Source organism: Lactonifactor sp. BIOML-A5 (assembly GCF_009677585.1).
Lineage (GTDB): Bacteria > Bacillota > Clostridia > Lachnospirales > Lachnospiraceae > Lactonifactor.
Genome location: NZ_WKYV01000010.1, coordinates 60,703 through 73,834, shown reverse-complemented (window position 1 = coordinate 73,834; position 13,132 = coordinate 60,703). Strand labels below are relative to the sequence as shown.

Here is a 13,132-nt window from a genome sequence, read left to right as displayed (position 1 = left end):
GTGTTATCTTACCTCTTTTTGATGTATGTTAGATAGCATAACTCTTTACGTCGGCTCCTATCTGTCTGAAATAGGAGATACTTTCGGTAGGCTTGTCACCTGTATCAACTCTGCCGACAAAGCTATAAAAGATTTCGATTTTGCGGGTGTTCGTTTCCTTATCCAGTTCGTGAATAAGAATACGGTCAATAAATTCATGGACGTTTTCGTAGGTCAGTTCTTCAATCGCTGTGTATCTGCGTACCAGTGCGACAAACCTTTTTACGTCCGCGCTGCGCTCGGTGGCGTTGTCGATTTCCTGTGACAGCTCCGCAATCCTCCGGGTCAGCGTCTTTTTTTCTTCATCATAGCCGGAAGTCAGAAAAGCAAATTGTTCATCTGAAAGTTTCCCTAAAGCGTTGTCCTCGTAGAGCTTGCGGAATAAGATGTTCAGCTCGTTAATACGGTTCTGCGCCTTGTCAAGCTCTTTCCGCTGCTGTGTCAGCGTCTTTTGTACTGCCTTTGCGCTGCACTCGTTGGCTGTTTCGATAAACTCCTGTTCATGCTCTTTCACATAAGACGTTACTCGCTGCAAGTCTGCAAGGACAAGTTCTTTCAATACGCTTTTGCGGATATAATGCGTAGTGCAGAGCATATCATTTCTTGCCCGGTTGCGGTAGTTGCCGCAAGTGTAGGCGTGTTTCCGTTCAAGCGTCCCGGCTCCGCGTACTGCATACATTTTGTAGCCGCAGTCCCCGCAAAAGAGCAGCCCGGAAAACAGGTCAATTTCATCAACCTTTGTCGGGCGTTGCCGGGTGGCAATCCGCTTCTGTGCAAGTTCAAAGGTTTCTTCATCAATCAAAGGTTCGTGAGTGTTGGGGAAGAAATACCTTTTTTCCTCCGGGTTCTTTTTCGTCTTTTTCGACTTATAAGATACCTTGTAGGTTTTCCCGGTTATGGTATGCCCTAAATATTCTTTCCTTGTCAGAATGTCGTACAGCGTCTTATCCGGCCAGTTGTACCATGCGTTGAGCTGTGGGCGGGGGTGGCGTTTGCTCCCTGTCCTGCGGTAGCGCAGTTCCCCGACGGTCAGTATTTCATTGTCCCGCAGCCAGTTCTGGATTTCACACATACGGTCGCCCCGTACATACATTGCAAAAATCTGTTTTACGACGTGCGCCGTTTCCGGGTCGGGTATCAGATGATTGCGGTTATCCGGGTCGATAAGGTAGCCGTAAGGAGCTTCGCCGTTGACGCGCTCGCCTTTCTGCGCCTTTGCCTGTTTGACAGCCCGGATTTTCTTTGAGGTGTCGCGGGCGTAAAACTCGTTGAACCAGTTCCGCAGAGGGGTAAACTCGTTATCTTCCCTTGCTGTGTCTACACCGTCGTTAATGGCAATGTAGCGCACTTCATATTCGGGAAAGACAATCTCTATCAGCTCCCCGGTTTTCAGATAATTACGTCCCAGACGGGAAAGGTCTTTTGTTATGACGGTCGCCACGTTCCCGGCTTCAACCTCATGCAGCATGGCTTGAAGCCCCTCACGCTCAAAGCTCACGCCGGAAAATCCGTCGTCTACGAAAAAGCGCGTGTTGAAAAAGTGGTGTTCGTCAGCATACTTTTGTAAAATCAGTTTTTGGTTCTGTATGCTCTCGCTTTCCCCGGCTTGCATATCTTCCTGGCTCAATCTGCAATATAAAGCGGTAATCTTGTCTGTCTGTAACATTTTGTCCTCCTTTCCGACGACAGACAAGCATGGTATTTGTACTGTCTATATTATACCACATACCGCTGCCTGTGTCATGTATAAAATGTGAAGAAACGCCCTATTTCCGGGCGTTTGCGGGGTTCAGTTCCATGTCTTTGCGAATGAGTTTTTTTATCTTTTTATCCAGTGTGTCCGTTGCGCGTTCACTTGCGGACGAACATACAAGGTAAGTAACTTTTCCTATTTTATGCTCCGTTGTGGTAACGGGCGTTTGGTTTTGCGTCAAAGAAAATCCCCCTTTCTTTCGCAAACATATAATATAGTCTATGAATAGCAGCAAGTCCACTATTCAATAAAACAAAGGCTTTAATCGGACGGTTATTAGCATAACCTCATGGGAATTTCACCCCGGCATGGTTCTCATGCCGCCCTACCCATTGCCTGCGACGCTCTTAACGCTCGGACTGTGGCTGTAAGGAAGTATCATTGTATATTCTGCGTGTCGTCGCCCGCAAGCCGCTACACTTGCTTTCCGGCGCGGTGTTGGTCGCTCGGCTGTCCGGGCGGGGATAACCTCACCCGGATAGCGTCATGGCGCACCCGCCGTATGGCTCGGCGCAAAAGGAACGTATCCGATTTGCCCTATGCTGCGCCGCCGTTATCTTGCGCCGCTTTCTTTGTCAAGGTTCAGAATGGCTTTGCTGCCGCGTCAGCAGCGGAACGGAAAAGGGGGAGAGAGAAAGCGTCCCGCCGCCGCTGCGGTTTATTCCTCTGCCTTAAAGGTGAGGACAGCCATCATCAGTTTTGCTTGCAGCCGTTCCCGAATGTCGTGGTCTACGCCAAAATAGACGTTCCCGCGCTCGTCGTACAGCTTCCGCATGGAGAGGCGGGCTATGTAGCCGCTGAAATGCTGCAAGACAATCTTCATGGCGTCCGGGTCGCCCTTTGTCGCTGCCACAATGACAGGATAAGGAACAAGGGCATTTTCCGGGTAGCCGGGTTCGTTACCATTCGTCCCATTCATCAGCATTTTCCTCCAGATATTTTCTTAATTTCTCAAAAGAGCTTGTCCGCCTGTACTGTATCGTGCTTCTCGACGTGTTGAACAGCTCCGCAATCTCGGTATCGTTCATTCCCTCGAAGTAATACAGCAATATGGCTTTGCGCTTTTCTTCCGGCAAAGTACGGATTGCTTCAAGAAGCAGCTTTGGCGTGATTTTCTTCCCGGCTTTCTCAAAGACGGTTTCGGCGGCTTCACGTTTGAAATATTCATCAAACGTATGAAGCTGCCGCGCTTCGTCTAAGGTCATGTCGGAAAAGGTCACTTCCTTTGCCTTGTGTCTGCGAAGTTCTCTATGGGTGTCGCAAGCTTCATTGTGCAATACCGTATTACAAAACTTCTGAAAAGCACACTGTTTGTAAAACTCCCTGCTATTAGGTTCCACATTCTCACCTCCTTTCTCGTTGGAAAGTTGGTGGTGCTTCCCCCCTTTTCGCGGGGCAATACGGCGTTTTTCAAAAACGCCGAAGATTTTTTGAAATTTCTTCAAAAATTTTTTGAACGTACAAAATGCGCCCGTCCGAAAAGCCCGGACGGGCGCATAGGCATTGTAAGCAGTATCCAGATGATTAGACAGTTCATATATATAAGCGTAGTTTCCCCCGGTGGTGGGCGGGCTTTTTTTGATAAGTCAATAACTGTCGGATTTTGTCGATATGCTTTTTGCTTCATGGCGGCTACCTCCTTTAGCCGCCGATTTCAACAGTGATACCGCGTCATTTCATTAGAAGATAAAAAGAAACGGCGGCTTTGATTTTTCAAAGCTGCTGCGGAAATCAAAGAACGACAAGCAACAGTTCTGATTTTGCTCCAATATGGTTATTAGGGGCACAAATTAAAATCAAAAAAGAGCCGATAACAGCAGTATTTCAAACTGCATATTATCGGCTCTGCGTCTGTGCGTCTGGCTCTTTTAATTAAATTATTTCTGTTGTTTTTTGGCTTTATTATATGTATTAGCTAACTGTCCACAAGCTGCTTTAATCTCTCTACCATGAGAAACTCTCATGGTAACTTCAAGTCCTGTTTGCTCTAATTGATGTTTGAACGCAACCATTTCTTGTTTTTGTGGTGCTCTAATTTTTGAATTACTCGTCGGGTTGTATTGCAGCACGTTAATCATAACATTTTTGCCCTTAAACCATTTTGCAAGTTGCCTTATATCTGAGGAACGGTCATTTATACCTGGTAAAAGCAAATACGCAAATACCACTTTTCGATTATGCCTTTGAGAATAGGACAATGCTTGCTTAACAACATCTTCAATAGCGTACATGTGCATATGAGGAATGATACAGTTTCTCGCAGCCTGTGTTGCTGCATGTAAAGATATTGTCAACTGAATTTTTAGATGTTCTTCGCGCAATTTTTTTAATTGATTAACTGGACCAACTGTTGATACGGTAATGCCGTCGGTTGGAAAGTTAAGTCCATTTCTATCTCGAAGAATATGGATTGCTGCAATCAAGTTGTCGTAATTGAATAAAGGTTCTCCCATTCCCATAAAAACGATACGATTTACTTTTTGACGTATCAATACAACCTGCTGCACAATTTCAGACGGTGTTAGATTACGAACAAAACCATTGCGTCCGGACTCACAAAAAATACAGCCAACAGAACAACCAACTTGCGTACTTACGCAAACAGTCCCACCATCTCGCCGTTTAATAAAAACCGTTTCAATATACCTGTTATCTTTCAATTCATAAACATACTTTTCAGTATCGCTACTTTTATAGACTTTTTTTGTTGATATTGATAGATTTTCTTTGTGAAATGGCTGTTTATACAATTCCGTATATAAGGCTCTTGCTTTATCCTCTCCAATTACTTCCGACATTTCTTTGTAAGTAAATCCGTATGGGTCATTCAATATTTCCGTAGGTGTACTTTTAGGTAAGTGTTTCATTTAAATATCCTTCCTTTTCAAAATTAAAAAGTTTGTTTTTCAGAGTTTTTGATTATGATTTCTAGTTTTTCAACATCAACGATATGCGTTAATTTACATTTAGGGCAGAAAAGAGGAAAATTTCTTAATACCGTATTATAAAATACTTGAACCCTCGTCTTTCCGTTACAAATTGGACATTTTATCCAATATTTTTCAAGCATAATATTTCTCCTTTTGCGCAAAAAAATGCAGGTCAATTTTCAACATGAGCATTGACCTGCATTTATACATATAATACTACAACAAAATTAAGGCATAGTTTTTATACTATGTCTATACGTCGTTAGTTTTGTTGTATAGCATACGCAAAATAAGCATGACAAAAAAGCCCATATTGAAAATGGGAAAAATCTTTTTTGATTTCAATGCTTATCGAATACGCATGCTATGTAACATAAACATTCCCCCCCTTTTATATAATATTATATACAAAAGCAGCTTGTTGTCAACATATATATATATGAATTATTTTGGCTAACTGATAGAACTACGTAGACATATCCAAGAAGAAAGGGGAACAGTAAAATGTAATAGGGTGAATAACTATGGCAAAAAGACCAGTACCACGATACGACTTTAAGGCTTTTGGGGCAGCGATAAAGGCAGCGCGTGAGGGATGCAAGGAGAGCCGCAAGAAAGTAGGCGACGAAATGTTTATCTCGCCGCGCTACCTTGCGAACATTGAGAACAAGGGGCAGCACCCAAGTTTACAGATATTCTTTGAGCTGATACAGCGTTACCATATATCCGTAGACCAATTCCTTTTAGAAACGCCGCCGGAGAAGAACACGCAGCGGCGGCAGCTTGACGCGCTTCTTGACGGTATGAGCGATACAGGCATACGGATTGTAACCGCAACGGCAAAGGAGATTTCCGAAGTCGAAAAAGAGGGCGAATAGGAATGTCCGACTTAAAACTGAACAGGATTTAGAAAGCGTTGTAATCTTTTTTGAGGTTGCAGCGTTTTTCTTTTGCGTAAGTTTGGCAAAATCGCTTTTTCTCCGTAGTAGGTGATAAGAGCCTAAAGGATAAAAACATTCGTAGCAAGCATAGGAAGCGGGTACCACTTCCGTATTTTCGCCCTCCCGCGCTGCGGCGCGTCGGTTGAAAATTGCTTGTTGGGAAGTGTCCCAAACCCTCGGAACGGAAAGGAAAGGAGCGAACACATGGACGGACGCAAAAGGACAGTGCAAATCAAATTCAGAGTGACGGAAGCGGAACGGGATTTAATACTGGAAAAAATGAAGCTCGTACCCACCCGGAACATGGCGGCGTATCTGCGGAAGATTGCCATTGACGGGTATATCATTCAGATAGACCACGCCGATATAAAGGCTATGACCGCAGAGATACAGAAAATCGGTGTCAACGTCAACCAGATAGCACGCCGCGTAAACGCGACGGGGAACGCATACCAAGAGGACATAGAGGAAATAAAGGGGGTGCTTGCGGAGATATGGCGGTTACAAAGATTAAGCCTATTAAAAGCACTCTAAGCAAAGCCCTTGACTATATCGAAAACCCGGACAAGACGGACGGGAAAATGCTTGTGTCCTCTTTCGGTTGCTCCTATGAAACGGCAGATATTGAGTTTGAATATACCCTGTCGCAAGCACTCCAAAAGGGGAACAATTTAGCCTTTCATCTGATACAGTCCTTTGAGCCGGGGGAAGTCGATTATCAGAAAGCCCATGAAATCGGAAAGCAGCTTGCCGACGCGGTAACAAAGGGGCAGCATGAGTATGTACTCACGACGCACATTGACAAAGGACACGTCCATAACCATATCATTTTTTGCGCGGTGAACTTTGTAGACCACCATAAATACAATTCCAACAAAAGGAGCTATTACGGCATACGGAACATGAGCGACAAGCTGTGCCGGGAAAATGGCTTGTCCGTTGTCGTCCCCGGCAAGGGCAGCAAGGGAAAGAGCTATGCGGAGTACCAGGCAGAAAAGACGGGTACAAGTTGGAAAGGCAAGCTGAAAACCACTGTTGACGCGCTTATCCCCCAAGTTTCCAGTTTTGAGGAATTGCTAACGCGGTTACAGGCGGCGGGCTATGAGATAAAGCCGGGGAAATATGTATCATGCCGCGCCCCCGGACAGGAACGCTTCACCCGCCTTAAAACCCTCGGCGCAGACTATACAGAGGAAGCCGTAAGGGAACGGATAGCGGGCAGACGGACAAAGGTGGCGAAAGCTCCCAGAGAGCAGCGCGGCGTGTCGCTGCTTATCGACATTGAGAACAGTATCAAGGCAGCGCAGAGTAAGGGCTATGAACAGTGGGCGAAAATCCACAATCTGAAACAGGCAGCTAAAACAATGAATTTCTTGACGGAACATAAGATTGAGCAGTACGCGGATTTAGTCAGCCGGATTGAGGAAATGGCAGCGGAAAGCGGACAGGCGGCAGACGCATTGAAGAACGCCGAAAAGCGGCTTGCGGAAATGGCGGTGCTTATCAAGAATGTTTCCACCTATCAAAAGACAAAGCCTGTCTATGACGCATACCGCAAGGCAAGGAACAGGGAGAAGTACCGCGCCGGACAGGAACAGGCAATTATCCTCCATGAAGCCGCCGTAAGGTCACTGAAAGCGGCGGGCATTGCGAAGCTCCCGAACCTCGCCGCGCTGCAATCGGAGTATGAAGCCCTCCAAGCGCAGAAAGAAGCCCTTTACGCCGACTATGGAAAATTGAAAAAGAAAGTCCGGGAATATGATATTATCAAGCAGAACATTGACAGCATTTTACAGGCAGACAGACAGCCGGAACGGGAAAAGGAAACAGAACGCGGATAAGGATAGCAAAATCCCCGCCGCTGTGCTATGATAGGGCTATCAAAAAGCAGAGGAGCGTTGAGCATGGAAAACCAGAAAATGCCGGAATATGAAACCATACGCGCCGCCGTTGCCGGGGAGAAATGGGCGGTGGAGAAAGTCGTGGATTGCTACAAGGACGAAATCGACAGGCTATCGACGGTAGCGGTCAGACAGCCAGACGGAAGCACGAAACAGGAAATCAACGAAGATATGCGCCAGTCTATCACAAAGAAGCTGATAGAAGCCCTCCCGCAGTTCCCGCTTGAAGAAATGGAAAAGGGAAATGTCAGATAGGCAAAAAAAGAACAGGGCGCGGAAGCCAGTATATGACTTCCGCGCCCTGTCTTTTTATGGGTGCTGTTTTCGTGAATGTTACGCAGTAGAACGCCATTTTCGGGGGTAAAGGTATAAAGTATCGCCTATCCGATTTTCACGCCCGGAAAGCCCTGTAAATCAAGGGATTTTCCGCACCTACTGCGTAACAGGGGTGCGTCTTTTCCTCATGCGCTCGGCAGCTTGTCTGCGGGTGATACGCTTCCGGCAGACGGGGCAGTATTTGACACTGTTAGAGGTTGACGCAAAGAACGCGCCGCACTCGGTACACTTCTTCTTGTCCCCTGTCTGGTAAAGCTCCGCATAGAGTAGCCTGTCGGCGGGAAGCACCGCAGCCCGGAACCACTTGCAGAGAAGCGAATAGGAAATGAGCTGCGGACAAACGCACTCGTCCCCGTCGTCCAGTAAGATACAGTTCCCGTTATCATAATTGCAGCACGTCCGGCGCACAAGGGCGTTGACTTTCCGGCTCTGGGGCGGCGTCAGCCGCTTAACCCCGTTCATACTTCATCAGCGGCGTAAATGGGAAGCTCTGCAAATTCCGCTTCGGTCAAAGCGTCCACTTTGGAAAGGGTGCGCTTTGCAAGCTCCCGCATATCCGCGTCCATGTAGGGCAGCGCGGCGTTGACATTCTCAATCAAAGCCCGCTTGCCGCCCTCGTTGTAAATGCTCAAAAGGTTTGTTTCTTCAACAGTCAGTCTAATCATGCTCATACCTCCATATCGTGATTTTTTGTTTTTGCCGCCGCCTTTTTCGGGGCGGTCTTTGCCTTGTCTGCTTTAAGCTGCGCCCGGATAGAGGGGCGGGGCTTCCTTATCTTCCTGTCCCGGTTCTCCCCCTTGTCAATCAGCGCATACGTCCCATGTCTGCCCTCGATTTTGGAAAAGGCAAGGGTCTTGTAGGGCAGCATGGAGAAAAGGCGGTCAGTGTCCTTTGTGGCTGCAAGCTGCATGAACGCCGGGGAAAGCTCTACCATGAAATGGGTCTTGTTGGGGCTGTTCGGCGTGTCGTGCCGCTTCATTTCCCGTACAATGCGCCGCGCTTCCGTTTCAATCAGCCCGTCCCGCAATGCGGCGATATGCGCCTTGAAATCCCCCGGCGGAAGCTGCTCCCGGCTGCGCCGTTCTTCCTGTAAGAGCGATTGCAGCGCGTCCGGGTCGTTGGGTACGGCTTCAAAGCGTTCAAACTTTCCAAGCTCATAATCGGGATTGCCGTTGAAAAACTGTCCGGCGGGTATCTCCCGTTCCCCATGCTCATAAATCAGCTTCACCGTATCGGCGGGCAGCTCCTTTTCCTTGACGCGCTCATAATGTTTAGCGTAGTCCAGTTCGTACAGATTGCCCTTGATTTTCCCGCGCTCCGTCCCCGTTAGCTCGATTGCATAGGCAAGGACGCGGTCGCTCGTCTGCTCCATGTAGAAACGCCATGTGTTGTGGGGCGCGGTGTCTTTGAGGAAAACGTCGCGCTCCCGGAAGCAATGCGTCCCGGACGGGCGGCAGAACCACAAAAGGGTCTTGTCCTCCTTGCGGGGGCTTGCCGCCGCCTTTGCGATAATCTCCTTGTCAATCTCCAAGTCGCTCTGGTAAAAGCCTGTGTTCTGCTTCATAACCGCATTGAGGGAAGCGAACAAATCCACGTTCTCAAATTTACTCTGTTTCGGCATGGGTCAGCTCCTTTCCAAATCCTGTAATTTCTGCTTTGCGTTTTTCTTCTGCGCCTTTTCCTTGTCAGCCCTAAGCTGCGCCCGGATAGAGGGCTTCTTTTCCGGCTTCGCTTCCTTGCCGCGCTCTTTGTCGGCTTTGACCGCGTTAGCCAGGTCAACAAGGGAAATTGTTTCTCCCGCCTTAACCTTTGCTTCCAGTTCGTCAACGGTAGGGGTGTTGTTGATGATACCGTCAAAGTTGTTGTCGTTCTGCTCTACGGTGTCCTCGATATGCTTCAAGGGGTTTGCCTTTTCCGGCTGCTCTGCGGCAACAGCAAACGCCCGCGTCCCGTTCCCCATAATCAGATACTTTCCGTCGTCCGACTGGTGGTGAAAGCCATATCCGGCGGCTTCTATCTGCTCCCGGCTCATGGCGGTCACATGGAAAGTCCCCCTCGGTGTCTGGATTGTTTCGCCCGTTGTCAGCTCGTCCGGGGTAAGCTGCTTCTGCTCCTGTAAAAACTCCGGCACTTGCCGGAAGCCTACGCTGTCAACGTAATGCGCGGTGTCCTGTCCGTTCTGATGAAGCACTACCACGTCCGAAACGGAAAGGCTGTGTCCCTTAAAATCTTTTGGGTGGTCGATATTGAAGCGGGTATAAATATCTTCAAGGGAAGTTTCCGGCGCAAGGGGCGCGGAATAGACAAGCTCATAGTTCGCTTTATCAACCACATTTCCCGCCGCCTGCAGGCGGTCGTAAGGCTCAAAGCGGAAGTCCCTTGTTTCGTCCCCGCCCTTTATCTGGTAAATGGAAAAGGTGTCCTTGTCCTGTCCGGTGGTCTGCGCCGTTTCCTGTGCCTTTGCGTAAAGCTGCTTTACGTCGCCCTCGGTCAGCTCGCCGCTTTTGAGCTGCCCCATAAGCTCGCGGCATTTCTCCGGCGTTCCCGTATAAAGCACGTCGCCCATTTTCGCCCGCCCGTTCTCCTGTGTCACATAGGCTTGCAAGAGGTGGCTGTTTTCCCGGCTGTCGCTGTAAGGGTTCCGGCGCACTCTGTAAATCGTTTCCGGGGTAAAGGCTTCTTTCGGGGCTGCTTCCGGCTTTTCTTTCCCGGCTGTATCTGCTTTTTTCGGGGCTTCCGGCTGTGGCGCGGCTTCTTGTCCCTCTCTGGTGGGCTGCTCCTGTCCGGCGGTCTGCTCCTTGTCCTGTGCCTTTTGCAGCTCCGCAAAATTCGCGTCTATGGAATTGATAATCTCGGCGGCTGCGCTGCGTATCGTTTCAAGGGAGCTTTTCAGCTCGGACAGCTCCCGCCCGCTGCTCCACCCGGCGACATAGCCGAAAGAATAGTCCGACGTGTCAAGCCCGTAATGTTGGCAGACGGTATAGGCGACGCTTTCCGCTTCGACTTCGCGGGTGCGGCGGTCAACGCGGGGTTGCTCGTCCTTTGGCGCGTTGAGGTCAATGTCGTGCAGCTTCGCATGGGCGATTTCGTGAATGGCGGTCTTTAAGGTCTGTAATTCGCTCATGCCCTCGTTGATAGCAATGCGCTTGTCCTCCAAGTGGTAGTAGCCATGAGAGCCGCCCTCGATATTCTCAAAGGCGATAGGAACGGGGGAAGTCTTTTCAAGGGCTGCGAAAAAGTCCTTATAGCGGTCAACGTCGCCTGTCAGTTCGTCAACGGCAATGTCCGGCAGTTCCTTTCCCTCGGTCTGGGAAACGTCAAAGACGGATACCACCTTGTAGGCGGGTATGGTGATTTCCTTTTCCTCGGTGACGGGCTTTCCGTCCTTGCCGATTATGGGCTTCTGCGTGTGCGGGTCGATTTTCTGCATTTCCTGTTTGATTTTATAGGGCGACGGGGCAATGATTTTAATTCCCTTTTGCCCTCTCATCACATTTCGCTCAAAGTTGTTCTTCCAAGCGGAAAAGCCCGCCAAAAGGGAAGCGTCCGGCTTCTGCATGGCGATAAGGACGGTGTTTCGGAAGCTGTAATTATGGAATTTTGACATGACTTTCAGATATTCCTTGTAACGCTCGCTGTCAAAGAGTTCCGTAATGCCCTGTTCCAGACGGTCGGTAATCTCTTTTAATTTCTCGGCGGGCTTCCCGGCTGTCAGCACGATAGGGATAACCGGGTGCGGCTCCTGTGGCTGCTCTGCGGCGGTTCGGGCGGTCTGCTCTGTGGCGGCTGCGTCCATAAAGGTCTTGTCCTGTCCGCCGCGTTCCGGCTGTGGGAAGCTCATAACGCGGTATTCTTTGGGTATCTCGTTTTCCGTTCCCCGATACCATTCGGTAAAGGTGTTCTGATTGTTATAGATATAGCCCTGTTCGGTAAACTGCCCCTTATCCTTGCTAACTGCGTCCCGCCCGTATTCTTCATACTTGAAATATTTCTTTGCTTCTTCGGGAAGCTCCAGCTCGTCCAGTTCGTCGATAAGATAATAACCGTAATCTTCTTCGCTGCGGACAGTGGGATAGAGCCAGTAACAGTCAAGGTTTTGTGCAAGGTTGATAAGGTCTTTCATGCTTCCGGCATACTCGCCATGTGTAACCGCCGCCGCAAATTTATCCTTGTCCCCGTCACTCTGCATTTCCAGAAGTTTTCCAAAATAATTCAGCTCGTCCATGCTTGCGCTTTGGATAACGGAAAGCGGCAAGTCAAAGGGGCAGTCCTCCGTAGAAGAATACCCGTTGATGAAAAAATCCTGCGGATTGTCTGCGGTAATGCCGACGCTTTCCATAGCCGCATGAAGCTGCTCTGTTGTGGTCGGCATGGGAAGCCACACGCCGCCCGGTTTGCCTGTTTCAAAGCGGCTGCGGCTGTCGATAAGAATTGAAAACTGCTCGTTTATGGTTTCACGCTCCTTTCTCTGTTCGGTGTCCTGTGGCGGCTCTGCTGTGGTGGGGGCTGCTTTTTCAGCGGTAGGCTGCGCCCGTTCCTCGCCCTCGATAGCATAGCCCGGTAAAAGCTGCCCGTTTACTTTGAAATGCTCTGCATACTCTGGCGGGATAGGCGGCGATACCTCGGTGAATAAATGCTGATAGGCTTTGATACGCCCATTCAGATATTTTTCCATAGCTGCCTTGTCTGCAAAGACTTTCCTTTCCTGTCCGGCGATTTTTGCCTGTCCGTAATTGTGGGGGCTGTTGGTGTAAATACTCCATGAAAGCGTCCACGAATAGGGAATGGATTTCTCTTTTTCCCTGTCATACCGGGTATTCTCGGATATGTGGTAGCGCATTTGGTAGACGCGGTTGCTGATGTGCTTCCCGTAGTCCGTAGCTTCCCACTGGTTCGCGGTATGCGTAGCTTCGGGTGTCCTCACATACTCAATGGCTTTGTCAATGGCAAGGGTCTTTCCCGCCTGTTCGTCCCATGCCGCCGCCTGTTCTTGCAAGGCTTCAAAAGCTGCCTGTTCAGCCGCCGCGTATTCTTCCCGCAATGCCTGTAACTGTTCTAAGGGCAGGGCGGTAAGCCCGGAAAGGTCAGCGGTCTGTTCCTCAAAATAAATATTTCGCTCTATCCGCATACTGTCAGCCGGGTCTAACTTGTCACGCTCAAACATGGAGTAACCTTTTTTCTTTTCCATTCATTCGCTCCTTTCTGAAATGGCGGCGCACCGCCGCGCTTTTG

14 protein-coding genes are annotated in these 13,132 nt (G+C 49.0%); 4 read left to right on the top strand and 10 right to left on the bottom strand.

The features are described 5' to 3' along the window. Positions 1–28: 28 nt before the first annotated feature. The 6 genes from GKG41_RS10280 to GKG41_RS10245 all read right to left on the bottom strand — a co-directional run bounded on the left by GKG41_RS10280 (position 29) and on the right by GKG41_RS10245 (position 4,862). Positions 29–1,705 carry a recombinase family protein gene (locus GKG41_RS10280; protein ID WP_002569190.1) on the bottom strand — a complete coding sequence of 559 codons (1,677 nt, stop codon included), beginning with the start codon at positions 1,703–1,705 and terminating at the stop codon, positions 29–31. A gap of 100 nt (positions 1,706–1,805) precedes the next feature. Continuing rightward, a complete protein-coding gene (locus tag GKG41_RS10275; RefSeq protein WP_004613661.1) occupies positions 1,806–2,033 on the bottom strand; it encodes a transposon-encoded TnpW family protein in 228 nt (75 codons plus the stop codon). A 417-nt stretch (positions 2,034–2,450) separates the two neighbouring features. Next, positions 2,451–2,711 (bottom strand): helix-turn-helix domain-containing protein, encoded by a 261-nt coding sequence (locus GKG41_RS10265; RefSeq protein ID WP_002569189.1) that lies wholly within the window; start codon positions 2,709–2,711, stop codon positions 2,451–2,453. Beyond that, entirely contained in the window at positions 2,692–3,132 is a 441-nt protein-coding gene (locus GKG41_RS10260) for a sigma-70 family RNA polymerase sigma factor (protein WP_002569188.1), read from the bottom strand. Before GKG41_RS10260 ends, GKG41_RS10265 begins: the two co-directional genes overlap by 20 nt. A gap of 537 nt (positions 3,133–3,669) precedes the next feature. Beyond that, the gene (rlmN, locus tag GKG41_RS10250; RefSeq protein WP_002569187.1) at positions 3,670–4,659 is read right to left on the bottom strand and encodes a 23S rRNA (adenine(2503)-C(2))-methyltransferase RlmN; all 990 of its coding nucleotides are present in this window, start codon (positions 4,657–4,659) and stop codon (positions 3,670–3,672) included. 23 nt (positions 4,660–4,682) lie between these two features. Then, the gene (locus GKG41_RS10245) at positions 4,683–4,862 is read right to left on the bottom strand and encodes a cysteine-rich KTR domain-containing protein (RefSeq protein WP_002588768.1); all 180 of its coding nucleotides are present in this window, start codon (positions 4,860–4,862) and stop codon (positions 4,683–4,685) included. Between the two features lie 384 nt (positions 4,863–5,246). Between GKG41_RS10245 and GKG41_RS10240 the strand changes: the two genes are divergently transcribed. The 4 genes from GKG41_RS10240 (at position 5,247) to GKG41_RS10225 (ending at position 7,819) form a co-directional block, all read left to right on the top strand. Beyond that, the gene (locus GKG41_RS10240) at positions 5,247–5,600 is read left to right on the top strand and encodes a helix-turn-helix transcriptional regulator (RefSeq protein ID WP_002569186.1); all 354 of its coding nucleotides are present in this window, start codon (positions 5,247–5,249) and stop codon (positions 5,598–5,600) included. A gap of 267 nt (positions 5,601–5,867) precedes the next feature. Beyond that, positions 5,868–6,197 (top strand): plasmid mobilization relaxosome protein MobC, encoded by a 330-nt coding sequence (mobC, locus tag GKG41_RS10235; RefSeq protein ID WP_002569185.1) that lies wholly within the window; start codon positions 5,868–5,870, stop codon positions 6,195–6,197. Then, positions 6,158–7,504: a relaxase/mobilization nuclease domain-containing protein gene (locus GKG41_RS10230; protein WP_002569184.1), complete on the top strand. Its 1,347-nt coding sequence runs from the start codon at positions 6,158–6,160 to the stop codon at positions 7,502–7,504. The genes mobC and GKG41_RS10230 overlap by 40 nt, the downstream gene beginning before the upstream one ends. A gap of 63 nt (positions 7,505–7,567) precedes the next feature. Further along, complete coding sequence (locus GKG41_RS10225) at positions 7,568–7,819, top strand: helix-turn-helix domain-containing protein (protein ID WP_002569183.1); 252 nt, start codon at positions 7,568–7,570, stop codon at positions 7,817–7,819. A gap of 177 nt (positions 7,820–7,996) precedes the next feature. Here GKG41_RS10225 and GKG41_RS10220 read toward each other — a convergent pair whose 3' ends face one another. The 4 genes from GKG41_RS10220 to GKG41_RS10205 are packed head-to-tail and all read right to left on the bottom strand — an operon-like array spanning position 7,997 to position 13,088. Next, positions 7,997–8,362, bottom strand: a complete 366-nt coding sequence (locus tag GKG41_RS10220) for a cysteine-rich VLP domain-containing protein (RefSeq protein ID WP_002569182.1) — start codon at positions 8,360–8,362, stop codon at positions 7,997–7,999. After that, a complete protein-coding gene (locus tag GKG41_RS10215; RefSeq protein WP_002569181.1) occupies positions 8,359–8,565 on the bottom strand; it encodes a transposon-transfer assisting family protein in 207 nt (68 codons plus the stop codon). The genes GKG41_RS10220 and GKG41_RS10215 overlap by 4 nt, the downstream gene beginning before the upstream one ends. Before the next feature lie 2 nt (positions 8,566–8,567). After that, on the bottom strand, positions 8,568–9,521 hold the full coding sequence (locus GKG41_RS10210) for a hypothetical protein (RefSeq protein ID WP_002569180.1): 954 nt from the start codon (positions 9,519–9,521) through the stop codon (positions 8,568–8,570). Positions 9,522–9,524: 3 nt separating this feature from the next. Then, a complete protein-coding gene (locus GKG41_RS10205; RefSeq protein ID WP_002569179.1) occupies positions 9,525–13,088 on the bottom strand; it encodes a YodL domain-containing protein in 3,564 nt (1,187 codons plus the stop codon). Positions 13,089–13,132 lie beyond the last annotated feature (44 nt).